Raw genomic sequence first — 26,098 nt, 5'->3', positions numbered from 1 at the left:
GTCACGACTGGGGATCGACGGGGTCGAGTGCGCTCTTCTCAGATCACCTGATTACTCTCCGCCACAAATCAGCTCAAGCGTTCGATAACCATGGCCATCCCCTGCCCCCCGCCGACGCACATGGTCTCCAGGCCGAACTGCTTGTCGTGGAACTGCAGACTGTTGATCAGCGTGCCGGTGATCCGGGCGCCGGTCATGCCGAAGGGGTGGCCGACGGCGATGGCGCCGCCGTTGACGTTCAGCTTGTCCAGCGGGACGCCCAGGTCCCGGTAGGACGGGATGACCTGCGCGGCGAACGCCTCGTTGATCTCGACGAGGTCGATGTCGCCGATGGTCAGCCCGGCGCGGGAGAGCGCCTGCCGGGACGCCTCGACCGGGCCGTACCCCATGATCTCCGGCGACAGGCCGGTGACGCCGGTGGAGACGATCCGGGCCAGCGGGGTCAGGCCCAGCTCGCGCGCCTTCGTGTCGGACATGATCACGAGCGCGGCGGCGCCGTCGTTGAGCGGACAGCAGTTGCCCGCCGTGATCAGGCCGTCGCGGCGGAAGACCGGCTTGAGGCCCTCGACGCCCTCCATCGTGACGCCGGCGCGCGGCCCGTCGTCCTTGGCGACCACCGTGCCGTCCGGGGTCGTGACCGGGGTGATCTCGCGCTCCCAGAAGCCGTTCTTGATGGCTTCCTCGGCCAGATTCTGGGACCGTACGCCGAACTCGTCCATGTCCTGGCGCGTGACGCCCTTGAGGCGGGCCAGGTTCTCGGCGGTCTGCCCCATGGCGATGTACGCGTCCGGGACCAGGCCGTCCTCGCGCGGGTCGTGCCACCGCGCGCCCTCGCTCGCCGCGACGGCGGCGGTGCGGGCCTCGGCGTCCCCGAAGAGCGGGTTGTGGGTGCCGGGCAGGCCGTCCGAGGAGCCGTTCACCGACCGCGACACCATCTCGACACCGGCCGAGATGAAGACGTCTCCCTCGCCGGCCTTGATGGCGTGCAGTGCCATCCGGGACGTCTGGAGGGAGGACGAGCAGTAGCGGGTGATGGTGCAGCCGGGGAGGTGGTCCATCCCCATCTGCACGGCGACGATACGGCCGAGGTTGTGCCCCTGCTCCCCGCCGGGCAGGCCGCAGCCGAGCATCAGGTCGTCGATGTCGCGGGGGTCGAGCCCGGGGACCTTCGCCAGCGCGGCCTGGATGATCGTGGCGGTCAGGTCGTCGGGCCGCAGCTCCTTGAGGGAGCCCTTGAAGGCCCGGCCGATGGGGGAACGGGCGGCAGAGACGATCACGGCTTCGGGCATCGCAGCTCCATAGGGACGGGAAGACGAACGGGCGGGCTGTTGGACCGGACTCGCGGGAGGGCCCTCGGACGGGTGGAAGGCAGGGCCCTGTGGGAAGTTACCCGTACGTAGTGGCTGGGTCACCGGGCCGGACGTGTGATGCGGGCCTCTTTTCTAAGCGCTTGCTCAGGAGGGGGCGTCCGTACGGCCGCCCACCCCTCCTGCAACCGCCCTCCTGCAACCGCCCGCGCGCAACCGCCCTCCTGCAACCGCCCGCGCGCGACCGCCCGCGCCGAAACCGCGCCGCGTCGCATGTGGCGCGTCACATGTGCCGCGCCTCCGTCGGTGTCGCCTCCGACGTGGTCGGCAGGTGACGGCGCCGGCGGTGCTTGAGCAGCGCCCAGGGCGCGCGGGCCGCCGTGACCTCCGTACCCGCCTGGGACGCGGCCGCCGAGGCCGCCTTCGCCACCGGGAGCATGTCCTCGTCGCGCGAGGCGTCGAGCTGGTCCGTCTCCGGCCAGAGGCCGAGCACCGCGCAGAGCGTCGGCAGGACCGCCATCGCGGCGGTCGCGTACCCCTCCGCCGAGGGGTGGTAGTTGTCCGGGCCGAACAGCTCCCGGGGGTTCGCCGCGAATTCCGGGCCCAGCAGGTCGCCCAGCGAGACCGTGCGGCCGCCCTGCTCGACCGCCACGATCGTCTGCGCCGCCGCCAGCTGCCTGCTCACCCGGCGGGCCAGGTAGCGCAGCGGCTGGTGGACCGGTTCGATCGTGCCGAGATCCGGGCACGTTCCGACGACCACCTCCGCCCCGGCCGTGCGCAGCCGCCGTACCGCCGCCGACAGATACCGCACCGAGCGCGTCGCCGGCATGCGGTGGGTCACGTCGTTCGCACCGATCATGATCACGGCGACGTCCGGGATCCGGCCCGGATCCGAGAGCGTCAGCGTCACCTGGCGGTCCAGATCGTCCGAGCCGGCCCCCGGCAGCGCCACATTCCGCAGATCCACCGGCCGCTCGGCGACCGCCGCGAGCCCCGAGGCGAGCAGCGCTCCCGGTGTCTGCCCCGCCCGCCGCACACCCTGCCCGGCGGCCGTGGAATCGCCGAGCATCCCCATCCGCAGGGGTTCGGTGTGTCCGAAGGCCAGTCCGTACCACCCGTCCCCACTGGGCGGTACGGGTGCGACCCCACCGCCCACCGACCGCTTCGCCAGCTGGGCCTCGGCCAGCAGCACCCCGATGCCGGCCGCCCCGATCAGACCGATGCTGCCGCCGCCGTACGCCGCGCCGGCCGCGATCCGCCGTGCCACCCTCGCCCTCGACACAGTCCGCGCCTCCTCCTCCTGGCCGTACGCACGAGTACGTACACCAGCTAACTGCCCCGGAAGGACTGTCGCCCAATCTCACGCGCGTACGCATACGCTGGCCGGACCATCACGGAGACCCCGGAGACATACGGTGCAATTCCACGACTCGATGATCAGCCTCGTTGGCAACACCCCGCTGCTGAAGCTGAGCAGCGTGACCGAAGGCATTCAGGCGACAGTCCTGGCCAAGGTCGAGTACTTCAACCCCGGCGGTTCGGTGAAGGACCGCATCGCCCTGCGCATGATCGAGGCGGCCGAGGAGAGCGGTGAGCTCCGGCCCGGCGGCACGATCGTCGAGCCGACGAGCGGCAACACCGGCGTCGGCCTGGCCATCGTGGCCCAGCAGAAGGGGTACAAGTGCGTTTTCGTGTGCCCCGACAAGGTGTCCATGGACAAGATCAATGTCATGCGGGCGTACGGCGCCGAGGTCGTCGTCTGCCCCACGGCGGTCGACCCCGAGCACCCCGACTCGTACTACAACGTCTCCGACCGGCTGGTGCGTGAGACGCCGGGCGCCTGGAAGCCCGACCAGTACAGCAACCCGAACAACCCGCGCTCGCACTACGAGACGACCGGCCCCGAGCTCTGGGAGCAGACGGACGGGAAGATCACCCATTTCGTCGCGGGCGTCGGTACGGGCGGCACCATCTCCGGCACCGGCCGCTTCCTCAAGGAGGCCAGCGAGGGCCGCGTGCGGGTCGTGGGCGCGGACCCCGAGGGGTCGGTCTACTCCGGCGGCTCCGGGCGGCCGTACCTGGTCGAGGGCGTCGGCGAGGACTTCTGGCCGTCGGCGTACGACCGTACGGTGACGGACGAGATCGTCGCCGTGTCCGACAAGGACTCCTTCCAGATGACCCGCCGCCTCGCCAAGGAGGAGGGCCTGCTCGTCGGCGGCTCCTGCGGGATGGCGGTCGTGGCCGCGCTGAAGGTCGCGGAAGGGCTCGGCCCGGACGACGTCGTGGTCGTCCTGCTGCCGGACAGCGGCCGCGGCTACCTCAGCAAGATCTTCAACGACGAGTGGATGAACGACTACGGCTTCCTGGACCACGGCGGCGAGGAGCCGCGCGTCGGCGACGTGCTCCGCCACAAGGAAGGCCCCATCCCGACGCTCGTCCACATGCACCCGGAGGAGACCGTCGGCGAGGCCATCGAGGTCCTGCGCGAGTACGGCGTCTCCCAGATGCCGATCGTGAAGCCGGGCGCGGGACACCCCGACGTGATGGCGGCGGAGATCATCGGCTCGGTCGTGGAGCGGGAGCTGCTCGACGCGCTCTTCACCCAGCGCGCCTCGCTCGGCGACGCGCTGGACAAGCACATGTCCACGCCGCTGCCGCAGGTCGGCTCGGGTGAGCCGGTGGCCGACCTGATGGCCGCGCTGAGCGGCTCCGACGGCTCCGACGCGGCGATCGTGCTGGTGGAGGGCAAGCCCACCGGGGTCGTGAGCAGGCAGGACGTGCTGGCGTTCCTGTCCAAGGGCGTGAAGTAGTCACGGAGTGACAGGCCCCCGGGCGAGGCCGCCGACGAGGTGCCCGTGAGCGGCCGGCCGAGGTGCCCGTGAGCGGCCGGCCGAGGTGACGGGCGGTTGCCGGTGCGAAGGCGCGCATTCGCGAAAGTGGTACGAGCGTGACACGTGCCCGCAGCACCGGCTTAACACGCGTCCGGCACATTGGTGGTTGTCGGCGTCATGGACTACGGAGCGGCTCCCGGACCTCCACAGACGCCCAGGACACGTAGACCGGCCCTGACCCGGACCGTGTCCCTCGCGGGGACCGCCGTCGTCCCGCCCCCCGGAAACGGGGGTGCGGCGGTCCCCGCGATTATCTTTTGCGCGGTTGCGGCGTTGCGCGGTTGCGCGGTTGCGCCGTTACCCGGTCGCAATCGCGCCCTATCGCCCGTCCTTGCCGGGGGCACGCCGCAGCCCGTGCGCGGCGGCCCAGGCCGCCGCCACATCCTCCGGATCCTTCTTGTCCTTGTCGACCTGGCGGTTCAGTTCGGTCAGGTCCTCCGTCGTCAGGGCATTGCCCAGGCGGGCCAGGGCCTTGCGGACGGTGGAGTCCGCCGAGCGGTCGGCGATCAGGGGGACGACGCGCTGGCCCGGGATGAGGTTCTTCGGGTCGGAGAGGACCACCCAGTGCTCGGCGGCGATGTCGACGTCCGTGGTGAAGAGGTTGGCCACGTCCACATCGCCCTTCTTCAGCGCGCCCTTGACCAGGGGGCCCGACGCGTCCAGGGACGCGAACTCCTTGAACTCCACGCCGTACACGTCCTTGAGGCCGACGAGGCCGACGACCCGGTTCTTCACCTCCGGCGGGGCGCCGAGGACCAGCTTGCCGTTGTGCCCGGCGAGGTCGGCGAGCGTCTTGAGGCCGTACTTCTCGGCGGTCTCGCGGGTGACGGCGAAGGCGTCGGAGTCCTCGGCCTTGCCGTACGGGAGGATCTGGAGGCCCCGGGGGAGCGCGACGGCGAGGGCGTTCTGCATCTCGCCCTCCTCGGTGGCGGTCGCTTTCGGGTCGACGTAGTGGAGCAGGGCGCCCTGGTATTCGGGGAGCAGATCGATGTCGCCGCCCTGGAGCGCGGGGATGAGGATCTCGCGGGTGCCGAGGTTGGGGCGGACGGTCGTCTTCACCCCGGCGGCGCCCAGCACGACCGCGTACAGGTGGCCGAGGATCTGGTTCTCGGTGAAGTTGGCGGTACCGATGGTGACGCCGTCGGAGCTGGAGCCGCCGCCCGCGCCGCCGCCCTCCCCTTCCAGGGAGGTGATGCCGCCACCGCACGCGGCGAGGGCGGGCACGGCGGCCCCGGCGAGCAGACCGCCGAGCAAGGTCCTTCGATGCATGGGTGAGTTCTCCTCAGACGGCGGTGCGGTGGCGGAAGATGACGCGCTGAAGCCCGGCCAGTGCCAGATCGAGGACGACGGCGACGGCCGCGACGAGCACCGCTCCGCCCAGCACCTGGACGAGGTCGCGCTGGGCCAGGCCGTCGAAGACGTACCGGCCGAGCCCGCCGAAGCTGACGTACGCGGCGACGGTCGCCGTCGCCACCACCTGGATCAGCGCGAGTCGCAGCCCGGTCATGATCAGCGGCAGCGCGAGCGGGACCTCGATCCGGAGCAGGACCTGATGGCCGCGCATGCCCTGGCCGCGCGCCGCGTCCCGCACTTCCGGGTCGACGGCGGTCATCCCGGCGTACGTATTGGTCACGATGGACGGGACGGCGAGCGCGACGAGCGCCACGTACACCGGGATCATGGACAGGCCGCCGGCCAGGAAGACCAGCACCACCAGGCCGACGGTGGGCAGTGCCCGGCCGAAGGACGCCAGGTTGACGGCGACGAACGCGCCCCGGCCGGTGTGCCCGATGAGCAGGCCGACGGGCAGCGCGATCACGGCGGCGATCAGGGTCGCGAGCAGGGAGTACTGGAGGTGTTCGGCGAGCCGGTGGCCGATGCCGTCGGGGCCGGTCCACTGTTCGCCGGAGACCAGCCAGGAGCCGAGGCCCGTGAAGAGTTCGAACATGTCGGGTCAGGCCCTCCCGCGCGACGAGTGCCGCCGCCTCGTCCACGGTGTCAGTACGTACTGCAAACCCACCAGCACCGCGTCCGCGACCAGCGCGAGGAGCAGGGTCAGCACGACACCGGCGATCACCGGGGTGGGGAAGTTCCGCTGGAAGCCGTCGGTGAAGAGCTGGCCGAGGCCGCCGTCCCCGATGTACGTGGCGACGCTGACCAGGGAGATCGACATGACCGTGGCGATCCGTACGCCCGCCATGATCACGGGCAGCGCGAGCGGCAGTTCGACGGTGAGCAGGGTGCGCAGCGGGCGGGTGCCCATGGCGACGGCGGCCTCGCGGGCCTTGGCCGGTACGGAGTCGAGTCCTTCGACGGTGTTCCGCAGCAGGACCACGAGGGTGTAGATCGTCAGGCCGATGACGGTGGTGGTCCTGGTCAGCCCCGAGACGGGGAGCAGGAGGATGAAGACCGCGATGGACGGGATCGTGAAGAGGACGTTCGAGATCCCGAGGAGGAAGCCGCGCAGGGCGCGGACGCGGTGGGCGAGGACCGCCAGGGGGAGCGAGATGAGCAGCCCGAGGAGGACGGCGGTGAGGGCGGCCTGGAGGTGGGAGAGGGTGAGGGTGGTGAGGTCGCCCGCGTGATCGGCGATCCACGCCCACTGGACGGTCATACGGCTCCGCTCCGGGTGGCGGTGGTGCTGGTGGGGGCGGTGTTGCCGATGTTGCCGGTGTCGCCGGTGGTGGCTGCGGTGGCCGTCGCCGTCGCCGCTTCGTGGTGGCGGCGGCCCGCGTGCTCGTGGACCGTCTCGCGCGGGGTGACCCCGGTCAGGACACCGTTCGCGTCGACCCGGGCGACCAGGCCGGCCGGTGCGGCGATCGATTCGTCGACCGCCGCGAGCAGCGAGTCCGTGTCGCGCAAGGGGCGTACGGGCAGCAGCTGTACGTCCCCGGAGCGGCGGCCGGCCGTGTGGCGCGCGGTGTCCGGATCGAGCCAGCCGAGGGGTTCGTCCCGGGCGGACACCACCAGGTGCGGCCCGGCGCCGGGCGCCGGGACCGGCTCGTCCGACCGTACGGTCGCGGCCCGCAGGACCGGTACGCCGGCCAGCGTCGTCAGCGACAGCAGCTTCAGCCCGCGCTCCGCGCCGAGGAAGTCCGCGACGAAGCCGTCCGCCGGGCGGGCCAGCAGCTCGGCGGGCGCGGCGCACTGCACCAGGTCACCGCCGGTGCGGAAGACCGCGATCCGGTCGCCCAGCCGTACCGCTTCGTCGATGTCGTGCGTGACGAAGACGATGGTCTTGTTCAGCTCCTGCTGGAGCCGCAGCAGCTCGTCCTGGAGCTGGGTCCGTACGACCGGGTCGACCGCGCCGAACGGCTCGTCCATCAGCAGCACCGGCGGGTCGGCGGCGAGCGCCCTGGCCACCCCTACCCGCTGCTGCTGCCCGCCGGAGAGCTGGTGCGGGTAGCGCTTCCCGGAATCCGCCCCCAGCCCGACCGTCTCCAGCAGGTCCGCCGCGCGCGCCCGCGCCTTCTTGCGGCCCCAGCCCAGCAGCAGGGGGACGGTCGCGATGTTGTCGAGGACCGTGCGGTGCGGAAAGAGGCCCGACTGCTGGATGACATAGCCGATGCCGCGCCGCAGCTCGGCGGCGTCCTGTGCCAGGACGTCCCGGCCGCCCAGCCGGATGGTGCCGGAAGTCGGCTCGACCATGCGGTTGATCATGCGGAGGGTGGTGGTCTTGCCGCAGCCCGAGGAGCCCACCAGGACGGTGATACCGCCCTCCGGCATCTCCAGGGTGAGGTCGCGGACCGCCGTGGTGCCGTTCGGGAAGCGTTTGTGCACCGCGTCGAATGTGATCATCAATCGTCCCTTGCCCGGCTTGCATACGGTCATGCAGAGTTCGTGGTGACTGAATAGAATGACAATGCCCTGAGGTGGTGCGCCGGATGATGCGCCGGGGTGGCGCGCCGGGGTGATGCGCTCGTCGCGGATGGTCACAGGGCAGGACGTAGCGTCCGACAGGAGGCGTTCACGCATGATGTCGTCCCACATGACGGACTCGTCGGCCGTGAGTACGGCCATCGTCGTCCTGGACGGACAGAGCCTCCCGGTCGCCGATGTCGTCCGGATGGCCGACGGTGCAGCCCGTCCCGTACCCGGTACCGACGCGATGAAGCGTGTCGAGCAGACCTGGCATGTCGCACGCGAACTGGCGGGCTCCGGACGGGTCTACGGCCGCTCCACCGGCGTCGGCGCCAACCGCACCGAAGCCGTGCCCACCGAGGCCGCCGCCGACCACGGCCTGCGGCTGCTGCGCAGCCATGCCGGAGCCGTCGGCGAACCGCTGCCCGCCCGCGAGGTCCGCGCCATGCTCGCGGTCCGCGCCAACCAACTCCTCGCCGGAGGCGCGGGACTGCGGCCGACCGTCGTGGGCGCCCTCTGCGACGCGGTGGAATCAGGCGCGCACCCCGTCGTCAACGAATTCGGCTCGGTCGGTACGGGCGACATCGCGGCCCTCGCCCAGCTGGGCCTCGCCCTCGCCGGTGAACACCCCTGGCAGGGCGGCCCCGCACCCGAACCGCAGCCCCTCGACAACAACGACGCTCTCGCCCTGATCAGCAGCAACGCCCTCACCCTCGGACAATCCGCGCTCGCCCTCGACGAACTGCGCCGGCTCATCGCCGCCACCGAGCTGGTCGCCGCGCTCTCCCTGCTCGCCGTCGACGGTTCGTACGAGGCGTACGCCGAGCCCGTCCACGCGGCCCGCCGGCACCCCGGCTCGTACGCCGTCGCCGCCGACATGCGGCGCATCCTCGGCGCGCCCGACCGGCCGGCGCCGCCGCTCGGACGGATCCAGGACCCGTACGGCTTCCGGTGCGTCCCGCAGATACACGGCCCGGCGCGCGACGCCGCCGACGCGCTGGAGAACACCCTCGCCGTCGAGATCAACGCCGCCGCCGAGAACCCGCTGATCTGCGCCGGCACCGAAGCGGAGCCGGCCCCCGCCGCCTACCACCACGGCGGCTTCTACCTCGCCCAACTGGCCCTCGCGCTCGACCACTTCCGGCTCTCCCTCGTCCAGACCGCGCGCCTGTCCACCTCCCGGCTCTCCGCCCTGAACGAACCCGCCTTCACCCGGCTGCGGCCCTTCCTCGCCGACGCCGAGCCCGCCAGTTCCGGCGTGATGATCCTGGAGTACGCGGCCGGAGCGGCCCTCGGCGACCTGCGGGCCTATTCCGCACCCGCCTCGCTCGGCCACGCGGTACTGTCCCGGGGCGTGGAGGAGCAGGCGAGTTTCGCCTCGCTGGCCGCACGCCAGACCCTGCGCGCGGCGAACGCGTACCGCCTGGTCGTCGGCTGCGAACTCGTCGCCGCCGTACGGGCCCTGCGCCAGCGCGACCTGCGCCCGGAGCCCGGCCTCCCGGTGGGCCGGGCCTTCGAACTGGCCGAATCCGTACTCGACGACGCGGTCACCGACCGGCCGTTGACCGATGATGTGACGGCAGCCGCCGCGCTGCTCGACCGCTTCGCCGAGCTGACGGCCCACCCGACCACCGACCCCATGAGGGGAAGCGCATGAGCGAGGGCCCTGCCGCCCGGCTGCAACAGCTCTTCGAGGGCCACCGGCTCACCCCCACGCAGCGGCGCATCGCCCACAGCATGGTGCGCCGGGCCGGGGACGCGCCGTTCCTGTCGAGCGTCGAGCTGGCGGAGCTGGCCGGGGTCAGCCAGCCGTCCGTCACCCGCTTCGCCGTCGCGCTCGGCTTCGACGGCTACCCGGCGCTGCGCAAGCACCTGCGGGAGGTCGCCCCGGCCGGGCCGGTGCCGGGGGAGTCCTCGTACAACGCGTACCAACAGGCCGTGCTCGGCGAGATCGAGAACCTCCGGCACCTGGCCGAACTGCTCGCCGACCCCGCCCCGGTGGAACGGGCGGGACGGCTGCTCGCCGCCTCCCGCCCCCTGCCGGTCCTCGGGCTGCGCGCCGCCTCCTCACAGGCACGGGGCTTCGCCTACTTCGCGGCCAAGGTCCACCCGGACGTACGCCTCCTCGACGAGGGCGGCACGATGCTCGCCGACCGGATCGACGCGGCGCGGCACGCGGGCGCGAGCGCGCTGCTCTGCTTCGCACTGCCGCGCCACCCGAAGGAGGTCGTGGACACGCTGGCGTACGCGCGGTCCACCGGACTGACGGTGGTGACCGTCGCCGATTCCGCCTTCGCACCGGTCGCCCGGCACAGCGATCTGCTGATCCCGGCGGCGGTGGGCACGGGCCTGGCCTTCGACACGGCGTGCGCGCCGATGCTGCTGGGGCGGGTGTTGCTGGAGGCGATGTGCGACGACCTGCCGAGCGCGCAGGCGCGGCTGGAGGAGTTCGACGCGCGGGCGGCTGCCCGGGGGCTCTTCACCGAGTAGTTGCCGTAGTTGCTGTAGCTGCCGTAGCTGCCGTAGCTGCCCTGAAGAAGCCCGCACGTCCGATCGCGTTCGACACCGGCCCCGGATGACCTGCTCACCGTCCGCTCAGCGAGTGCAGTTGGGCGAATTCGCCGGCGAGCATGCCCATCAGGACGAGATCGCGGTGCCGCCCGGTGAGAAACACGTGATCACGGAGGCGGCCCTCCTCGACGAAGCCGAGCCGGCGATGAAGTGCCAGCGATGCCTCGTTGTGTACGAAGATCCGTGCTTCGCACTTGTGATAGCGCCGCTCGGCGAACATGTAGCGCAGCAACAGCACGACGGCTTCTGCCGCGTAGCCCTCGCGCCGGTGATCAGCGCCGATCGTGACGCCGTACTCGAACCAGCCCGCACGTGGGTCGGCGTGGTGCGAGCCGACAGCACCGACCATCTCCCCCGTGTCGACGGCTTCGATCGCCAAGTGGAAGCAGTCTCCGTCGGACGCGGCAGCGGCCTGCTCTTTCGCCCGGGCGCGGTAGCCCTCGGCGGAACGGGGCGGGTGCAGCACGTCTCCCAACCGCTCCTCGTCCCCGGCGAAGCGCATGAGCGCGGTCCAGTCGTCGGGTTCGATACCGCGCAGGCGTACCCGCTCGCCCGTCCAGAAGGATGTCATCGGGCCATCGGATCACGCCGCCGGTTTCGGCGTCCAGGGCTCGCGCCGCCCCAAGTCCCGCCTGTGGAAGGGCACTTCGGACCGCAGGCGTCGCGGCCGGTGACGCCGTGCCCGGCGGGGCACGGCGCCGCCGCTGAACCGGCTGAACCGGCTGAACCGGCTGAACCGGCTGAACCGGCTGAACCGGCTGAACCGGCTGGGCCGATCGAGTTCGGCCGCACGGGCTGACCGCTGAACCGGCCGAGCCGCCGCTCAGATCTCCAGGTCGGCTTCGATCTTCTTCAGCTGATGGCGGGCCATCGCGAGGTTCGCGCGGGACTTGTCCAGCGCCAGGTAGAGGAAGAGCCCGTTGTTTCCACGCCCCTTGAGCAGCCGGATGAGGTGGTACTGGTTGCCGAGGGTGATGAGGATGTCCTCGATCTCGTCCTGGAGGCCGAGCATCTCCATGGTGCGGACCTTGGCCCGGACCACATCGGTGTTGCCGGCCGCGGCGACCGTCAGATCCAGGTCCTTGCTGCCGCCGATGGTGCCGAGGGCCATACCGCTGGAGTAGTCGACCAGCGCGGCCCCCAGCGCGCCTTCGATGACGGTGGTTGCTTCCTTGAGGGCGGCTTCGGTACTGGCCATGAATGTCGCACTTCCTTTCCGTCCGGTGGCGGTCCGGGGATTTCCGGGCGCCCTGGGTGTCCTGGTGGGGGGTGTCATGGGTCAGGCGTTCTCCAGCCGGTCCAGGGCGCCGTCGACCAGCTCGCCGATCCGGGCGCTGGAGCGGCGGGCCTCCAGATGGAGGCGGCCCACATTGATCCGGGGCTCCGCGAGGAGCGTCAGTACGGCTGAGGAGCCCGCGGCGTACGTCGCCACGTAACCCAGCTCGCCGCGGATCAGCAGCTCCCGGAAGCCGCCCTGGCCCGTGCTGTCCGTCAGACGCAGGGCGACGCCCAGCGCGGCGGCGGTCAGCGCGGCCACCCCCTCCGCCTCCACGCCGGTCGTGTCCTGCGCCAGCACCAGACCGTCGGCACTGGCCGTGAGCGCGCCGGTGAGCTGCGGGAGGCGGGCCCGCAGCCGTCGTAGTTCGCCGAGCACATCGGCTTCCGCCGTCATCAGCTGTCTCCTCTCGGCGCGCTGCCGCAGAGCCCGTCTCATGACGGCGCGGCGAGGGCCCGGTGGATGGAACGGGGAGTCACAGGCTTGCCTCCAGGGCGTCGCGGAGTCGGCGTAACAGGGCGATGTCCGGGTCGGCCGAGACCGTCGCGACCCAGGAGGGAACCTTCGCGGGCCCGGCCGGGGCCGGTTCGTCGGGCGTCTCGACCAGCCCGGCGGCGGCCAGCCGCCGGACGTCGAGCAGTGTGTGGAACGCGGGCCGGCCCAGCGCCCAGGCGATGGCCACCGGGGTCCGGACCCCGTCGGCCAGCTCCAGCAGGGCGCGCTGGCGGCGGGTGACCGTCTGGCCGGGCGCGGGAGCGCGGGCCACCACGGGGGCGGTGTCCACGGCCGCGTACGGCCAGACCTGATCGAGGAGTTCGCGCCGGCGCAGGGTCTCGCGCTCGACGGCCGCCGCCGGGACGGGCCGTATCGGGCCGAGCCAGTGCGCGACGCCGTAGCGGAAACGGGTGGGGCCGCTGCCCGGTGCGAGGGCGAAGAAGGCGGCGTCGAACAGGGCGCCCAGGTGGCAGATCTCCAGCTCGCCGTCGCCGAGCCCCCCGCTGTCGACGAGGTACCGGCCGACCTCCCGGCGGGCGCCGGCCCGGTCGACCGCTTCCTCCCAGCCGGTGCGCGGCAGCCGGCCGCCCGCTGTCAGCAGGACGTCGATGCCGGGCGCGGCAGGGCTCTCCGCGTGCACGATGCGGCCGTCGGCGAGATAGAGCGTGCCGTGGTCGCGCAGGAGCGCGCCGGTGGCGCGTTCGCCGGCCAGCCGGACGAGCATCGGGGAGACGGTGGCCGGTGCCGGTGCCGGTGCCGGTGCCGGTGCGGGCGGCGGGGCAGGTATCGCGGCTTTCGCGGTCATCCGAGCACCAGCCGTTCGGCCAGCTGCCGCAGACGCAGGCGGGCCAGGGCGAGATTGCCGGTGGTGCGGTCGAGCCACAGGTGCAGGAAGACGCTGCTGTCGAACGTCGTCTCGACGAAGCAGAGGAGGTGGTAGCCGGTGCGGGTGGTGACGATGAGGTCCTCGACGGGTGGCCCCTTGTCGGAGCGTCCGCTGTCGGGCCGTCCGCTGTCGGAGCGTCTTCGGTCGGAGGATCGCGGGTCGGTCCGCGGCTCGGTCCCGGTCCCGGTCCCGGTCCCGGTCCCGGATTCGGTCACGGGTTCGGCGTCCGGGGCGAACGCCGTGTACTCGGCTGCCGCTCTCGCCAGGTCGGCCGTCTCGGCGGCGGTGGCCTCGTGGTCGCCGCCCGGCGAAGCGCCCGCCGTGCCGAGCGCGAGCCCGCTCGTCCAGTCGACAATCGCCGCTCCGCGCGCCCCTGGGAGGCTCATCGCCTCCTCCAGGCATGCGTCGATTCCGGGCACGCGATTCCCCTCACAGCCAGGCGCGCAGGCGTACTGTCGTGCGGCAGTAATCGTGAGATTACGCAACGCTCGTGCGACAGGGGGGAGTTCTGGCATTTTCCATCGGAACATGCGTGCGTTGTCAGCCACATCCCCGGCGCGGCGCGCGCGAACGCCCGGCCGCGTCAGGGCTCGCGGACGGGAAACGCCCGGCCGTGACCGTTCACGACCGGGCGCGCCCGTTCCTCATCCCCGCTCTCGGTCCCCGCTCTCAGCTGTCCAGCAGCGCGTCCCGGTACGCCTCGCCCGCCTCGGCGACGATCTCCGCGACCGTCTGCGGAGCCCGTACGGTCGCGAACCGCACCGTCCCCGGCGTCCCCGGCGTCCCCGGCGTCTGCGCCGTCCCCGGCGTCTGCGGCGCCACCGTGAAGCCGTGAATGCCCGGCCTGGCCAGGCTGTTGTAGGCGTAGTGGTTGGAGAAGTAGTACGCGCCGGTGTCGAGGGCGGCCACGAGATCGCCCTGCTCCAGCAGCGGGAGCGGCCGGTCGGCGGCGAGCAGGTCGCCGGCGAAGCAGGCCGGGCCCGCCACGTCCTGAGCGACGTCGGGGCCCGTCTTGGGGCGCCCCTCGGGGTCGTACGCGGCGATGCGCAGCGGCCAGGAGACCGGGTCGTAGACGGTACGGGTGGCGATCTGGGCGCCCGCGTGGGTCACCGCGATGGGGCGGCCCCCGGCGGACTTGGTGTACTCGACGCGGGCGAGGACCGTGCCGTGCTTGGCGAGCAGCGAACGGCCGAATTCCGTCACCAGCCCGTAGCGTCCGTCCAGCAGTCCGGGGACGGTGTCCTTGAGCAGCCGCGCGTACGCGGCGTAGCTGGGGGTCTCCTCCTCGGAGGAGAAGTTGACCGGGAGCCCGCCGCCGATGTCGAGGGTGTCGATCTGGGGGCGCCCGGCCGCCGCGTTGATCTCCTCGGCCAGCTCGTACGCCGTCCGTACGCCCTGTGCCATCAGCTCCAGCGGGACGCCCTGCGAGCCGGAGTGGGTGTGCAGCCTGGTCAGCCAGGGGCGGTCCAGGTAGGCCCGGACGACCCAGGCGCGGGCGCCTTCGTCGCGCAGCGCGACGCCGAATTTGGAGGTCGCGGTCGCGGTGGACAGCGCCCCGATGGAACCGGCGCCGATCTGCGGATTGACCCGCAGCCCCAGCGGCGAGCGCACCCGGTCCGGGCCGGGCTGCCGAGAGCCGGGCTGCCGGTGGTCGACGTGCCCGGAGCCGACCAGGGCGTCGATCCGGGCCAGCTCCTGCGGATTGTCGGCGTTGACGGCGATGCCCAGGGCGAGGGCCTCGCTCAGCTCGGCGGCGGTCTTGGCGGGGGAGTCGAGGACGGTACGGGCGGCCGGTACGCCGGCCGCGCGGGCCAGGGCCAGCTCGCCCGGGCTGGCGACCTCGGCGCCGATGCCCTGCTCGTGCAGGAGGCGCAGCACGGGCACGAGCGGTGCGGCCTTCACGGCGAAGGCGTGCAGGACGGGGGTGCCCGGCGCGGTGACCTCGTCGAAGGCGGTACGGAGCGCGGCGGCGGAGGCCCGTATGCCGGCCACGTCGAGCAGGGCGACGACGGGCTCCTCGCCGGTGATCAGTCCCTGTGCCACGGCGGCCCGTACGGCCTGGTCGCGGCGGGCCGCCGGATCGGTGCCGCTGCCGCTCACGCGGGTGGCACCGCGAGGGCCGCCGCCGCTGCCGCCGTTGGTGTCGTGTCGCGTGCCGTCATCCGTGTTCTGGCCGTTGTGCAGTTCCGAAACCATGTCCGCCAGCCAATCATCCCGACGCGCCCCCGGCGACGGCCGGCCACCTGTTGACTACAACTATTCATCCGTCCAGGATGTGAATGGATAAGCCAACAGGCTCACCATGGAGGAGGCATTCGCCATGTCAGGACCCCGCCCCGTACGGGCACCGCGCGGTACGGAACTGAGCGCCCTGGGATGGCAGCAGGAAGCCGCCCTCCGCATGCTCCAGAACAACCTCGACCCGGAGGTCGCCGAGCACCCCGACAAACTCGTCGTCTACGGCGGCACCGGCAAGGCCGCGCGGGACTGGCGCTCCTACGACGCCATGGTCCGCACCCTGCGCACGCTCAAGCAGGACGAGACGATGCTCGTCCAGTCCGGCCGCCCGGTGGGTGTCATGCAGACCCACGAGTGGGCGCCGCGCGTCCTGCTCGCCAATTCCAACCTGGTCGGTGACTGGGCGAACTGGGAGGAATTCCGGCGGCTGGAGTCCCTCGGGCTCACCATGTACGGGCAGATGACGGCCGGTTCATGGATCTACATCGGCACGCAGGGCATCCTCCAGGGCACGTACGAGACGTTCTCGGCCGTCGCGGCCAAGCAGTTCGGCGGCACACTCGCCGGGACGATCACCCTCACCGCGGGCCTGGGCGGCATGGGCGGCGCGCAGCCGCTCGCCGTGACCATGAACGACGGTGTCGCGATCTGTATCGACTGCGACCCGCGCGCCATCGACCGCCGCATCGAGCACCGCTACCTCGATGTGAAGGCCGACAGCCTGGAACACGCCCTCCAGCTCGCCACCGAGGCCCGGGACGCGCGCCGCCCGCTCTCCATCGGCCTGCTCGGCAACGCGGCGGAGCTGCTCCCCCGGATGCTCGCCGAGGGCGCCCCCGTCGACATCGTCACGGACCAGACCTCCGCGCACGACCCGCTGGCCTACCTGCCGGTCGGCGTCGACTTCGACGACATGGCCTCGTACGCGGCCGAGAAGCCCGCCGAATTCACCCAGCGGGCCCGCGAGTCGATGGCCCGGCACGTGGAGGCGATGGTCGGCTTCATGGACGCGGGCGCCGAGGTCTTCGACTACGGAAACTCCATCCGTGGCGAAGCCCAACTCGCCGGATACGAACGCGCCTTCGCCTTCCCCGGCTTCGTGCCCGCCTACGTCCGGCCGCTCTTCTGCGAGGGGAAGGGCCCCTTCCGCTGGGCCGCCCTCTCCGGCGAGGCATCCGACATCCACAAGACGGACAAGGCGATCCTCGACCTCTTCCCGGAGAACGAATCCCTGCACCGCTGGATCAAGATGGCCGGCGAACGCGTCCAGTTCCAGGGGCTGCCCGCCCGGATCTGCTGGCTCGGCTACGGCGAGCGCGACCTGGCGGGGACACGCTTCAACGACATGGTCGCCTCCGGTGAACTCGCCGCCCCCCTGGTCATCGGCCGTGACCACCTGGACGCCGGGTCCGTCGCCTCCCCGTACCGCGAGACCGAGGCCATGCTCGACGGCTCCGACGCCATCGCGGACTGGCCACTGCTCAACGCCATGGTCAACGTCGCCTCCGGCGCCTCCTGGGTCTCCATCCACCACGGCGGCGGCGTCGGCATGGGCCGCTCCATCCACGCGGGCCAGGTCTGCGTCGCCGACGGCACGGAACTCGCCGGCGAGAAGATCCGCCGCGTCCTCACGAACGACCCGGGCATGGGCGTCATCCGGCACGTCGACGCGGGCTACGACGCCGCCGAAGAAGTCGCCGCCGAACGCGGCGTCCGCGTCCCGATGCGGGAGGAAGCGTGACGGGTGCCCCCCGGCCCGCGCCCGCCGGCCCCGCGCCCGCCGGCCCCGCGCCGGCCCTTCCCGCGCCCGCCGGGCCTGGCGCGAGTTCGCCCTCCTTTCACGAGATGTGGCGCGACCTCGCGGCCCTCGGGCGCGACTCGGGCAGCGGCGGCTACCGCCGCTACGCCTGGACCGCCGCCGACGCCGACTGCCGTGCCTGGTTCCGCTCGCAGGCCGAGACACGCGGGCTGACCTACGAACTCGACCGCAACGGAAACCAGTGGGCCTGGCTCGGCGACCCCTTCGCCGGGGACGCCGTCGTCACCGGGTCCCATCTGGACTCGGTCCCTGACGGTGGCGCCTTCGACGGGCCGCTCGGTGTCGTCTCCTCCTTCGCCGCACTCGACGAACTCCGCCGCCGGGGAGCACGGTTCACCAGGCCCCTCGCCATCACCAACTTCGGCGACGAGGAGGGCGCCCGGTTCGGGCTCGCCTGCGTCGGCTCCCGCCTCACGGCCGGACAGCTCACCGTCGAGAAGGCCCACGAGCTGCGCGACGGGGACGGCGTCCCGCTGCCCCGGGCGATGGAGGCCGCCGGACACGACCCGGCCACCATCGGACCCGACCCCGAACGCCTCGCGCGGATCGGCGCGTTCATCGAGCTGCACGTCGAGCAGGGCCGCTCCCTCGACCTGTCCGGCGACCCCGTCGGCATCGCGTCCGCGATCTGGCCGCACGGCCGCTGGCGGTTCGATTTCCGGGGCGAGGCCAACCACGCCGGCACCACCCGCCTCGCCGACCGCCGCGACCCGATGCTGACCTACGCCGAGACGGTCCTCGCGGCCCGCCGCGAGGCGGAACTGGCCGGCGCCCTCGCCACCTTCGGCAAGGTCTCCGTCGAGCCCAACGGCGTCAACGCCATCCCCTCCCTCGTCCGTGGCTGGCTGGACTCCCGCGCCGCCGACCAGTCCGCCCTGGACACCGTCGTCGCCGGGGTCGAGGCCGCCGCCCGCGCGTGCGCGGACCGCGCCGGTATCGAGCTGCGGGTCGTACGGGAGTCCTTCACTCCCGTCGTCGAGTTCGAGCACGCCCTCCGGGACGAACTCGCCAAGATCCTCACCAACCGGCCTCCTTCCGCAGCTACCGCAGCTACCGCAGCGACCGCAACGGCCACCGCCGGGGCTGCCGCGACCGTCCCCGTGCTCGGCACCGGCGCCGGACACGACGCGGGCATTTTGTCCGGATCCATTCCTACCGCCATGCTGTTCGTGAGGAACCCCACCGGGATCTCGCACTCCCCGGCCGAATTCGCCGCCGAGGACGACTGCGTGGCCGGGATCCTGGCACTCGCCGACGTACTGGAAGGACTCGCGTGCCGATGACGCGGCCGGCAGCGGCCACCCAAGGGCCCTCGCGAGCACCCGGCACCACGTACTGGCTGGAGCATGCCTGGCTCGACAACCATGTCGAGCCGGGCGTGGCCGTCGATGTCGCCGACGGGCGGATCACCGATGTCCGCACCGGCGCCGAGAGCCCACCGCCCGGGGCCACGGCCCTGCGCGGACTGACGCTCCCCGGTCTGGCCAACGCCCACTCCCACGCCTTCCACCGCGCCCTGCGCTCCACCGTCCAGGTCGGCTCCGGCACCTTCTGGACCTGGCGCGAGATCATGTACGGGGTCGCCGCCCGGCTCACCCCGGACTCGTACCACGCACTCGCCCGCGCCGTGTACGCCGAGATGGCGCTGGCCGGCATCACCTCCGTCGGTGAATTCCACTACCTCCACCACGCACCGGGCGGCACGCCCTACGACAACCCGAACGCCATGGGCGAGGCCCTGATCGCCGCCGCCGCCGAAGCCGGCATCCGGATCACCCTCCTCGACACCGCCTATCTCGCCTCCGGCATCTCCGAGCGGCCCGGCGGGGCGCCCCCCGACCGCCACCAGCTCCGCTTCTCCGACGGCACCGCCGACGCCTGGGCCGAGCGCGCCTCGGATCTCCAGGACAGCGACCACGCCCGCGTCGGCGCGGCGATCCACTCCGTACGCGCCGTACCCGCCGAGCAGCTCGCGACCGTCGCCGCCTGGGCCGAGACCCGCCGCGCCCCCCTCCATGTCCATCTCTCCGAACAGACCGCCGAGAACGACGCCTGCCTCGCCGTCCACGGCCGCACCCCCGCCCGACTCCTCGCCGACCACGGCGTCCTGGGCGCCCGCACCACCGGCGTGCACAACACGCACCTCACCGACGAGGACATCGCCCTGCTGGGCACCACCCGCACCGGCACCTGCATGTGCCCCACCACCGAACGCGATCTCGCCGACGGGATCGGCCCCGCGACCCGCCTGCGGCACGCGGGCTCGCCGCTCTCGCTCGGCAGCGACAGCCACGCCGTGATCGACCTCCTCGAAGAGGCCCGCGCGATGGAGCTCGACGAACGGCTGCGCTCCCGCAGCCGTGGCCACTGGACGGCCGCCGCGCTGCTCCAGGCCGCCACCGCGGACGGCCACGCGGCGATCGGCTGGCCCGAAGCGGGCCGGATCGAACAAGGAGCGCTCGCCGACCTCGTGACGATCGCCCTGGACTCGGTCAGAACGGCAGGCCCGCCGCCACGGCTCGGCGCGGAGACCGCCGTATTCGCCGCCTCCGCGGCGGATGTACGCCACACCGTCGTGGGCGGTCGCCATGTCGTACGGGACGGGATCCACGCCCTGGTCCCCGACGTCCCGGCAGCCCTCGCCGCGTCCATCGCGGCCCTGCACGGCTGACCCCGCCGAAAGAGGACACCTCAGCGATGAGCATTCCGAACAACAGCCCCAGCGCCGCCACCCGTACCGGCACCGCCGGCACCACCGTCATCACCAACATCGCGAGCCTGGTCACCAACGACCCCTCCCTCGGTGACGGATCCCCCATCGGTCTGATCCAGGACGCGGCCGTCGTCATCGACGGCGACCGCGTCGTCTGGGTCGGTGAATCAAGCAAAGCACCCGCCACTGACAACGCGGTCGACGCGGGCGGCCGGGCCGTCGTCCCCGGCTTCGTCGACTCCCACTCCCACCTGGTCTTCGCGGGCGACCGCACCCGCGAGTTCAACGCCCGGATGTCCGGCCGCGCCTACTCGGCGGGCGGCATCCGCACCACCGTCGCCGCGACCCGCGCCGCGACCGACGCCGAGCTGAGCGCCAACGTCGCGCGGTATCTCGCCGAGGCGCTCGGCCAGGGCACGACCACCCTGGAGACCAAGTCGGGCTACGGCCTGACCGTCGAGGACGAGGCCCGTGCCCTGCGCATCGCGCGGGACCACACCGACGAGGTCACCTACCTCGGTGCGCACATCGTCCCGCCCGACCACGCCGACGACCCGGCCGGGTACGTCGCCCTCGTCACCGGCGGGATGCTCGACGCCTGTGCCCCGTACGCCCGTTGGATCGACGTCTTCTGCGAGAAGGGCGCCTTCGACGGAGACCAGGCCCGCGCGATCCTCACCGCCGGACGGGCGAAGGGACTGCACCCGCGTATCCACGCCAACCAGCTGACGTACGGCCCCGGTGTGCAGCTCGCCGTCGAGCTCGACGCCGCCTCCGCCGACCACTGCACGCACCTGACCGACGCGGACGTCGACGCTCTCGCGCACAGCGACACGGTGGCCACGCTGCTCCCCGGCGCCGAGTTCTCCACCCGCGCGGAGTGGCCGGACGCCCGCCGCCTGCTCGACGCGGGCGCCACCGTCGCGCTCTCCACGGACTGCAACCCGGGGTCTTCCTTCACCTCGTCGGTGCCGTTCTGCATCGCTCTCGCCGTACGGGACATGGGCATGACCCCGGACGAGGCCGTCTGGTCGGCGACGGCGGGTGGCGCGAAGGCCCTGCGCCGTACGGACATCGGCCGCCTCACCCCCGGCGCCCGCGCCGACCTCGCCCTCCTCGACGCCCCCAGCCACGTCCACCTGGCCTACCGCCCGGGGGTCCCGCTGGTCTCGTCGGTCTGGCAGCGCGGCGAGCGCGTGCGGTAGCGGGCGCGTGCCGTAGGACGGAGAGATCGCGACGGACGGAGAGATCGCGACGGACGGAGAGATCGCGTAGGACGGAGAGCCTGGGCGGCGATCACCGTGGCGAGCGACCACCGCGGCCGTACCGGCGGTTCCCGCGGACATCGGCGTCGGCGGCGACGGGCGCGGCCCGTACCGCTCACCCGCCGTGCGAAGCCCCCGCGAAGCCCCCCGCGACCCCTCCCCGCGACCCCTCCCCGCGAAACCCACCGGCCCGAGCGCCCGGACAAGCCGGGCCGGACCGGTGGGGGCGGTCGCCTCACTCCTCCAGCGTCAGGCCCTTTCTGAGCCTGCTGAGCGTGCGCGAGAGCAGACGGGAGACGTGCATCTGCGAGATGCCCAGCTCCTCGCCGATCTCCAACTGGGTCATGTTGGCCACGAAGCGCAGCGAGAGGATCTTGCGGTCCCGGGGCGGCAGGACCGCGATCAGGGGCTTCAGGGACTCGACGTACTCGATGCCCTCCAGTCCGTGGTCCTCGTAGCCGATCCGGTCCGCGAGCGCGCCCTCGGTGTCGTCCTCCTCGGGCTGCGCGTCCAGCGAGCTCGCGGTGTACGCGTTGCTCGCGGTCATGCCCTCGACCACTTCCTCGTGGGTGATACCGAGGCGGCCGGCGAGCTCGGCGACGGTCGGCGCGCGGTCGAGCTGCTGGGACAGCTCGTCGCCGGCCTTGGCGAGGTCGAGGCGGAGTTCCTGGAGTCTGCGGGGTACGCGCACCGACCACGAGGTGTCGCGGAAGAAGCGTTTGATCTCGCCGATGATGGTGGGCATCGCGAAGGTGGGGAATTCGACGCCACGGCTCAGGTCGAAGCGGTCGATGGCCTTGATCAGGCCGATCGTGCCGACCTGGACGATGTCCTCCATCGGTTCGCTGCGGGTGCGGAAGCGGGAGGCCGCGAACTTCACCAGCGCGAGGTTCAGCTCGACCAGGGTGTTGCGGACGTACGCGTGCTCGTGCGTGCCCTCTTCCAGGGTGTCCATCCGGGCGAAGAGGGTCTTCGACAGGGCCCGGGCGTCCAGAGCTCCCACCGTGTCGAAGGGCGGAATCTCCGGTAGATCCTCCAGGTCCTCCGGGCGCTCGATGCCGGGCCGGTGAGTGATGCCGGGCCGGTGAGCCGTGAGTGTGACACCGGTCTCGAAAATCGCGGGCGGAGTTGTCGACGGCGTGTGGGGGGTACGCGGTTCGTCGGGCCGGGGTGACATGGTCTCCTCCATCGTTCTCGGCATGTGGCTGCCGAAGCCGGTACGCGTTGCTGCGGTTTGCGGCGCCTCCAAAGCCGGTCGTGGTGGCTGTGTCCTACAAGCCCTACCGGGTCGTCGGGGCCATTTGCAAGTGCGAATTGCCTTGTATGTCCGTATTGTTGGGGAGATCGGCTACCGGTCGGCGGGTGAAAGGCGTAATGTTCGACCGGCGTCGCCGGTGCTTGCCGAGATTCATCGGGTCGGTATCCGACGGCGGGAGCGCGAGCGCACGACGACACCATCTGACAACGGCGTACGACACGGCGAAGAGGGACGGGCATGGACCGCCAGACGGTCGGCAGCACGAACCGGGGCCGGCTTCGGGTCGAGGTTCGGACCGAGGGCCGGAGCGAGGTTGTGACGGTGGCCGGTGAGTTGGACCATCACACGGCCGATCTGTTGCGCACGCCTCTGGACGAAGCGCTCGACCAGGGCCGCGCGCGGCTGGTGGTCGACTGTTCGCAGCTGGAGTTCTGTGATTCGACCGGACTCAATGTGCTGCTGGGCGCGCGTCTCAAGGCCGACGCCGCCGGAGGCGGGGTCCACCTGGCCGGGATGCTGCCCGTCGTGGCGCGAGTCTTCGAGATCACGGGGGCGGACGCGGTTTTCACCCTCCATGACTCACTCGAAGATGCCCTGACCGGGTGAGCGCGCGACCTCCTTTTCCCGACCTCGGCGAGCCGTCGGCCGCCCGCGTCACGAGATCCGCTTCGGTGAAGTGGGTGTTGTCACGATTCGGACGGGCAGAAGACCCCCCGCAGGCCGCTCAGGACCCTGCACTCTCTGTATTGATGAACTCGCAATTCGGTGAATCGGTGAGGTGAAGCGCTGATGAGCACCACCCGGCAGCCTCAGCCGGGCGACATCGGCCCCGAGCCGGACGGTGCGGGACCTCCCTCCCCGACGTCCGACAAGCGGGTACGGACGCTCGCGTTGTCCGGCGCCAGCGGTGTCGTCCCGCTCGCGCGTGACTTCACCCGCCAGGCTCTCTACGACTGGGGATGGCTCCCCGCCGAGACCGCCGACCGGCGGGCCGCGGCGGAGGACGTGCTGCTGGTCGTCTCCGAGCTGGTGACCAACGCCTGTCTGCACGCGGAAGGCCCCGAGGCGCTGCTGGTCTCGTGCGACAGCAAAGTGCTGCGGCTCGAAGTCACCGACCGGGGTACGGGACAGCCGGCGCCGCGCACCCCGCACCGCGCGGGGCGCCCCGGCGGGCACGGCATGTTCATCGTCCAGCGGCTCTGCCTCGACTGGGGTGTCGTCAGGACGCCCGGCGCGGCCGGAAAGACCGTCTGGGCGGAGCTGGCCGCGCCCGCGTGACGCCCGCTCCGCGCTGACCGTACGACCCGAGCGGCACCCCTGAGTACACCCCGAGCACGCCGATGCGGCGTGCTCCTTCTTCTGGCCTGCCCCGCCCGGCCCCCGCATCGGCCCTGCCCGCCCGGCCCCGCGCAAGGGAAGGCCGCCGCACCGCCGGACGGTACGGCGGCCTTCCGCGGGCTCAGTGGATGTCGCCCATCAGCGCCCGGACCTTCTTGCGGTACATGAAGACCGCGAAGCCGGCGAGGACGGCGAGGACCGCTTCCAGCGTCACCACCCCGGTACCGCCCAGGTCGACCCCTCCGATGGAGAGCAGACCCGTGACGGAGTCGCCCGCCGTGACGGCCAGGAACCAGACACCCATCATCTGACTCGCGTACTTCGCCGGGGCCATCTTCGTCGTGACCGACAGGCCGACCGGGGAGACGCACAGTTCGGCGACGGTCTGGATCAGGTAGATGCCCACCAGCCACATCGGGCTGACCCGGGTGCCGTCGCCGGCCATGAAGAGCGGGATCAGGAAGAAGAAGAACGAGACACCGATGAAGAACAGGCCCGCGGCGAACTTCGCCACGGTGGTCGGCTCCTTGCGCTTCCGGTTCAGCCACAGCCAGAACCAGGCGAAGACAGGGGCCAGCGCCATGATGAAGAGAGGATTCAGCGACTGGTACCAGGAGGTCGGGAAGGAGAATCCCCAGAGATCCCCGGCGGCCTTCGTCGTGCCGAACGCCTGGACCGTGGAGCCGCCCTGGTCGTAGATCATCCAGAAGATGGCCGCGGCCACGAAGAACCAGATGTACCCGGACATCTTGTTCTGCTCGCTCGCCGACAGATCCTTGTCGCGCTTGATCTTGATCAGCACGGCGGCCGGGATCAGGACGCCCGCGACCGTCAGCGGGATCATCGCCCAGTTCAGCGTGAAGTGACCGGTGCCGCCGACTATCCCGTAGAAGAGGGCGGCTATCAGCAGCCAGATCATGCCCTTGCGCAGCCAGGCGTTGCGCTCCTTGCGGGACAGCGGGGAGGGGACGCGGCTGCTCTGCGGGCTGAGGTTCCTCGAACCGATCAGGAACACGATCAGACCGATGGCCATGCCGACCGCCGCGAGCGCGAAGCCGAGGTGCCAGCTGTACTTCTCGCCGACGGTACCGATGGCCAGCGGGGCGAAGAAAGCACCCGCGTTGATGCCCATGTAGAAGATGGTGAAGCCACCGTCGCGGCGCGGGTCGTCGGCGCCCTTGTAGAGGTGGCCGACCATCGTGGAGATGTTGGCCTTCAGCAGGCCCGAGCCGATCGCCACCAGTGCCAGGCCGATGAAGAACGTGCCGGTACCCGGCAGCGCCAGGACGATGTGCCCGGCCATGATCGTGACGCCCGCGATCGTGACGGTCTTGCGCGGACCCCACACCCGGTCGCCGAGCCAGCCGCCCGGCAGCGCCAGCAGATAGACCATGGCGACGTAGACGGAGTAGATGGCGATGGCCGTCGACTCGTTCATCGCCAGGCCGCCGGACTGGAGTCCCTTGGTCGCGCCAGGGCCGCCGGAGATCATGTAGATGAGGAGCAGCGCCTTCATGCCGTAGTAGCTGAAGCGCTCCCACATCTCCGTCATGAAGAGGGTGGCCAGGCCGCGGGGCTGGCCGAGGAAGGTCTTCTCCGGCCCGGCGGGAGAGCCGGGGGAGTCCGTCGTCAGGCTGGACGCCATGAGTCGATCCTTGCTTGCTCTGGACGCGCCGCCGCTGCTTGAGCTGGACGCGCCCGGTGGGGGGTTGCCGGCACCGGTGGAGAGCCGCCCCGCTCACCCATGCCTGGGGGCTCGTTCCGTTGCACGGAGGGGGAGGAGGCGGTTCGCATCGGGATCCACGCCCGTACGCGTCATCGCGTACGGCCCGGCCTCCAGGTCATTCACTTCGGGGTCTCCGGCGTGGAGACGATCGCCCCGGCGCAGGAGAAGAGACCTTCGGCGCTCAGCAGGCCAAAGGTCTCCGATGCGTACGACAGGCGTTTCCACACCATACGACACGACACGGGTGGATATGGAAGGAGTTGAGAGATGGATCACAGGATGTGCGGAAGTGTCTGCTTGTATTCGAAGGTGATTCATCAGATCTCCCCTCAGACCTGCGGGCATTGCTGAGCACCGCCCTAGGTCGTGTCTGACAAATGATCATCGCTCGATGATTCGGGGGTTGCCGTGGCGGTGTGGCCCAGCGATGCTGGGCCGGTGTCAGGACAGCAGA

23 protein-coding genes are annotated in these 26,098 nt (G+C 71.6%); 9 read left to right on the top strand and 14 right to left on the bottom strand.

The window, feature by feature from the left end:
• Positions 1-68: 68 nt before the first annotated feature.
• Both ACIBAE_RS20025 and ACIBAE_RS20020 read right to left on the bottom strand, forming a co-directional pair.
• A complete protein-coding gene (locus tag ACIBAE_RS20025; protein ID WP_399287067.1) occupies positions 69-1,289 on the bottom strand; it encodes an acetyl-CoA C-acetyltransferase in 1,221 nt (406 codons plus the stop codon).
• A 301-nt stretch (positions 1,290-1,590) separates the two neighbouring features.
• Positions 1,591-2,574, bottom strand: coding sequence for an SGNH/GDSL hydrolase family protein (locus ACIBAE_RS20020; protein ID WP_399287399.1), 984 nt, complete (start codon positions 2,572-2,574; stop codon positions 1,591-1,593).
• A 148-nt stretch (positions 2,575-2,722) separates the two neighbouring features.
• Here ACIBAE_RS20020 and ACIBAE_RS20015 point away from each other — a divergent pair, with 148 nt between their 5' ends.
• Entirely contained in the window at positions 2,723-4,117 is a 1,395-nt protein-coding gene (locus ACIBAE_RS20015) for a cystathionine beta-synthase (protein ID WP_399287064.1), read from the top strand.
• Positions 4,118-4,516: 399 nt separating this feature from the next.
• On the opposite strand, the gene ACIBAE_RS20010 is transcribed toward ACIBAE_RS20015, so the two are convergent.
• Genes ACIBAE_RS20010 through ACIBAE_RS19995 form a run of 4 tightly spaced genes read right to left on the bottom strand, consistent with a single transcriptional unit; the run spans position 4,517 to position 7,996 of the window.
• Positions 4,517-5,467: an ABC transporter substrate-binding protein gene (locus ACIBAE_RS20010; protein ID WP_399287062.1), complete on the bottom strand. Its 951-nt coding sequence runs from the start codon at positions 5,465-5,467 to the stop codon at positions 4,517-4,519.
• A 13-nt stretch (positions 5,468-5,480) separates the two neighbouring features.
• Positions 5,481-6,146, bottom strand: coding sequence for an ABC transporter permease (locus tag ACIBAE_RS20005; RefSeq protein WP_399287059.1), 666 nt, complete (start codon positions 6,144-6,146; stop codon positions 5,481-5,483).
• Positions 6,147-6,152: 6 nt separating this feature from the next.
• Positions 6,153-6,812: an ABC transporter permease gene (locus tag ACIBAE_RS20000; RefSeq protein WP_399287056.1), complete on the bottom strand. Its 660-nt coding sequence runs from the start codon at positions 6,810-6,812 to the stop codon at positions 6,153-6,155.
• On the bottom strand, positions 6,809-7,996 hold the full coding sequence (locus ACIBAE_RS19995) for an ABC transporter ATP-binding protein (protein ID WP_399287053.1): 1,188 nt from the start codon (positions 7,994-7,996) through the stop codon (positions 6,809-6,811). The genes ACIBAE_RS20000 and ACIBAE_RS19995 overlap by 4 nt, the downstream gene beginning before the upstream one ends.
• A gap of 178 nt (positions 7,997-8,174) precedes the next feature.
• Between ACIBAE_RS19995 and ACIBAE_RS19990 the strand changes: the two genes are divergently transcribed.
• Together ACIBAE_RS19990 and ACIBAE_RS19985 are read left to right on the top strand one after the other, a co-directional pair.
• On the top strand, positions 8,175-9,716 hold the full coding sequence (locus ACIBAE_RS19990; RefSeq protein ID WP_399287396.1) for an aromatic amino acid ammonia-lyase: 1,542 nt from the start codon (positions 8,175-8,177) through the stop codon (positions 9,714-9,716).
• Positions 9,713-10,549, top strand: coding sequence for a MurR/RpiR family transcriptional regulator (locus ACIBAE_RS19985; protein WP_399287050.1), 837 nt, complete (start codon positions 9,713-9,715; stop codon positions 10,547-10,549). The genes ACIBAE_RS19990 and ACIBAE_RS19985 overlap by 4 nt, the downstream gene beginning before the upstream one ends.
• Positions 10,550-10,643: 94 nt before the next feature.
• Here ACIBAE_RS19985 and ACIBAE_RS19980 read toward each other — a convergent pair whose 3' ends face one another.
• The 6 genes from ACIBAE_RS19980 to ACIBAE_RS19955 form a co-directional block, all read right to left on the bottom strand.
• Positions 10,644-11,201, bottom strand: a complete 558-nt coding sequence (locus ACIBAE_RS19980; RefSeq protein WP_399287046.1) for a GNAT family N-acetyltransferase — start codon at positions 11,199-11,201, stop codon at positions 10,644-10,646.
• A 252-nt stretch (positions 11,202-11,453) separates the two neighbouring features.
• Positions 11,454-11,828 carry a hypothetical protein gene (locus ACIBAE_RS19975; protein WP_399287043.1) on the bottom strand — a complete coding sequence of 125 codons (375 nt, stop codon included), beginning with the start codon at positions 11,826-11,828 and terminating at the stop codon, positions 11,454-11,456.
• Between the two features lie 81 nt (positions 11,829-11,909).
• A complete protein-coding gene (locus ACIBAE_RS19970; protein WP_399287040.1) occupies positions 11,910-12,344 on the bottom strand; it encodes a roadblock/LC7 domain-containing protein in 435 nt (144 codons plus the stop codon).
• Positions 12,345-12,381: 37 nt separating this feature from the next.
• Positions 12,382-13,206 (bottom strand): transcriptional regulator, encoded by an 825-nt coding sequence (locus ACIBAE_RS19965; protein WP_399287037.1) that lies wholly within the window; start codon positions 13,204-13,206, stop codon positions 12,382-12,384.
• Entirely contained in the window at positions 13,203-13,706 is a 504-nt protein-coding gene (locus ACIBAE_RS19960; RefSeq protein ID WP_399287034.1) for a hypothetical protein, read from the bottom strand. The genes ACIBAE_RS19965 and ACIBAE_RS19960 overlap by 4 nt, the downstream gene beginning before the upstream one ends.
• 250 nt (positions 13,707-13,956) lie before the next feature.
• The gene (locus ACIBAE_RS19955; RefSeq protein WP_399287031.1) at positions 13,957-15,483 is read right to left on the bottom strand and encodes a diaminopimelate decarboxylase; all 1,527 of its coding nucleotides are present in this window, start codon (positions 15,481-15,483) and stop codon (positions 13,957-13,959) included.
• 124 nt (positions 15,484-15,607) lie between these two features.
• On the opposite strand from ACIBAE_RS19955, the gene hutU reads away from it, so the two are divergent.
• The 4 genes from hutU to hutI all read left to right on the top strand — a co-directional run bounded on the left by hutU (position 15,608) and on the right by hutI (position 21,262).
• The gene (gene hutU, locus ACIBAE_RS19950) at positions 15,608-17,266 is read left to right on the top strand and encodes a urocanate hydratase (RefSeq protein ID WP_399287028.1); all 1,659 of its coding nucleotides are present in this window, start codon (positions 15,608-15,610) and stop codon (positions 17,264-17,266) included.
• Between the two features lie 104 nt (positions 17,267-17,370).
• Positions 17,371-18,627 (top strand): allantoate amidohydrolase, encoded by a 1,257-nt coding sequence (locus ACIBAE_RS19945; RefSeq protein ID WP_399287025.1) that lies wholly within the window; start codon positions 17,371-17,373, stop codon positions 18,625-18,627.
• The gene (locus ACIBAE_RS19940; RefSeq protein ID WP_399287022.1) at positions 18,624-20,015 is read left to right on the top strand and encodes a formimidoylglutamate deiminase; all 1,392 of its coding nucleotides are present in this window, start codon (positions 18,624-18,626) and stop codon (positions 20,013-20,015) included. The genes ACIBAE_RS19945 and ACIBAE_RS19940 overlap by 4 nt, the downstream gene beginning before the upstream one ends.
• 26 nt (positions 20,016-20,041) lie before the next feature.
• The gene (hutI, locus tag ACIBAE_RS19935) at positions 20,042-21,262 is read left to right on the top strand and encodes an imidazolonepropionase (protein ID WP_399287019.1); all 1,221 of its coding nucleotides are present in this window, start codon (positions 20,042-20,044) and stop codon (positions 21,260-21,262) included.
• A gap of 295 nt (positions 21,263-21,557) precedes the next feature.
• Here the strand turns inward: hutI and ACIBAE_RS19930 are convergent, their stop codons facing one another.
• Positions 21,558-22,499 (bottom strand): RNA polymerase sigma factor SigF, encoded by a 942-nt coding sequence (locus tag ACIBAE_RS19930; protein WP_399287016.1) that lies wholly within the window; start codon positions 22,497-22,499, stop codon positions 21,558-21,560.
• 318 nt (positions 22,500-22,817) lie between these two features.
• Between ACIBAE_RS19930 and ACIBAE_RS19925 the strand changes: the two genes are divergently transcribed.
• Positions 22,818-23,186: an STAS domain-containing protein gene (locus tag ACIBAE_RS19925; RefSeq protein ID WP_399287013.1), complete on the top strand. Its 369-nt coding sequence runs from the start codon at positions 22,818-22,820 to the stop codon at positions 23,184-23,186.
• A gap of 183 nt (positions 23,187-23,369) precedes the next feature.
• On the top strand, positions 23,370-23,858 hold the full coding sequence (locus ACIBAE_RS19920) for an ATP-binding protein (protein WP_399287010.1): 489 nt from the start codon (positions 23,370-23,372) through the stop codon (positions 23,856-23,858).
• A 181-nt stretch (positions 23,859-24,039) separates the two neighbouring features.
• On the opposite strand, the gene ACIBAE_RS19915 is transcribed toward ACIBAE_RS19920, so the two are convergent.
• The gene (locus ACIBAE_RS19915; RefSeq protein ID WP_399287007.1) at positions 24,040-25,563 is read right to left on the bottom strand and encodes a peptide MFS transporter; all 1,524 of its coding nucleotides are present in this window, start codon (positions 25,561-25,563) and stop codon (positions 24,040-24,042) included.
• Positions 25,564-26,098 lie beyond the last annotated feature (535 nt).

It is taken from the genome of Streptomyces sp. NPDC051569, assembly GCF_044454085.1.
Taxonomy (GTDB): Bacteria; Actinomycetota; Actinomycetes; order Streptomycetales; family Streptomycetaceae; genus Streptomyces.
The sequence above is the reverse complement of the archived record's forward strand: the minus strand, read 5'-3'. Positions and strand labels throughout refer to the sequence as shown.

Coding starts and splice junctions, on each gene's coding strand:
- ACIBAE_RS19915 (WP_399287007.1), bottom strand. CDS start 25,563: ATGGCGTCCAGCCTGACGACGGACTCCCCCGGCTCTCCCGCCGGGCCG.
- ACIBAE_RS20025 (WP_399287067.1), bottom strand. CDS start 1,289: ATGCCCGAAGCCGTGATCGTCTCTGCCGCCCGTTCCCCCATCGGCCGG.
- ACIBAE_RS19940 (WP_399287022.1), top strand. CDS start 18,624: ATGACGCGGCCGGCAGCGGCCACCCAAGGGCCCTCGCGAGCACCCGGC.
- ACIBAE_RS19955 (WP_399287031.1), bottom strand. CDS start 15,483: ATGGTTTCGGAACTGCACAACGGCCAGAACACGGATGACGGCACGCGA.
- ACIBAE_RS19945 (WP_399287025.1), top strand. CDS start 17,371: ATGTGGCGCGACCTCGCGGCCCTCGGGCGCGACTCGGGCAGCGGCGGC.
- ACIBAE_RS19980 (WP_399287046.1), bottom strand. CDS start 11,201: ATGACATCCTTCTGGACGGGCGAGCGGGTACGCCTGCGCGGTATCGAA.
- ACIBAE_RS19930 (WP_399287016.1), bottom strand. CDS start 22,499: ATGTCACCCCGGCCCGACGAACCGCGTACCCCCCACACGCCGTCGACA.
- ACIBAE_RS20010 (WP_399287062.1), bottom strand. CDS start 5,467: ATGCATCGAAGGACCTTGCTCGGCGGTCTGCTCGCCGGGGCCGCCGTG.
- ACIBAE_RS19970 (WP_399287040.1), bottom strand. CDS start 12,344: ATGAGACGGGCTCTGCGGCAGCGCGCCGAGAGGAGACAGCTGATGACG.
- hutU (WP_399287028.1), top strand. CDS start 15,608: ATGTCAGGACCCCGCCCCGTACGGGCACCGCGCGGTACGGAACTGAGC.
- ACIBAE_RS19985 (WP_399287050.1), top strand. CDS start 9,713: ATGAGCGAGGGCCCTGCCGCCCGGCTGCAACAGCTCTTCGAGGGCCAC.
- ACIBAE_RS20000 (WP_399287056.1), bottom strand. CDS start 6,812: ATGACCGTCCAGTGGGCGTGGATCGCCGATCACGCGGGCGACCTCACC.
- ACIBAE_RS19995 (WP_399287053.1), bottom strand. CDS start 7,996: ATGATCACATTCGACGCGGTGCACAAACGCTTCCCGAACGGCACCACG.
- ACIBAE_RS19925 (WP_399287013.1), top strand. CDS start 22,818: ATGGACCGCCAGACGGTCGGCAGCACGAACCGGGGCCGGCTTCGGGTC.
- ACIBAE_RS19990 (WP_399287396.1), top strand. CDS start 8,175: ATGTCGTCCCACATGACGGACTCGTCGGCCGTGAGTACGGCCATCGTC.
- ACIBAE_RS19920 (WP_399287010.1), top strand. CDS start 23,370: ATGAGCACCACCCGGCAGCCTCAGCCGGGCGACATCGGCCCCGAGCCG.
- ACIBAE_RS20005 (WP_399287059.1), bottom strand. CDS start 6,146: ATGTTCGAACTCTTCACGGGCCTCGGCTCCTGGCTGGTCTCCGGCGAA.
- ACIBAE_RS19975 (WP_399287043.1), bottom strand. CDS start 11,828: ATGGCCAGTACCGAAGCCGCCCTCAAGGAAGCAACCACCGTCATCGAA.
- hutI (WP_399287019.1), top strand. CDS start 20,042: ATGAGCATTCCGAACAACAGCCCCAGCGCCGCCACCCGTACCGGCACC.
- ACIBAE_RS19965 (WP_399287037.1), bottom strand. CDS start 13,206: ATGACCGCGAAAGCCGCGATACCTGCCCCGCCGCCCGCACCGGCACCG.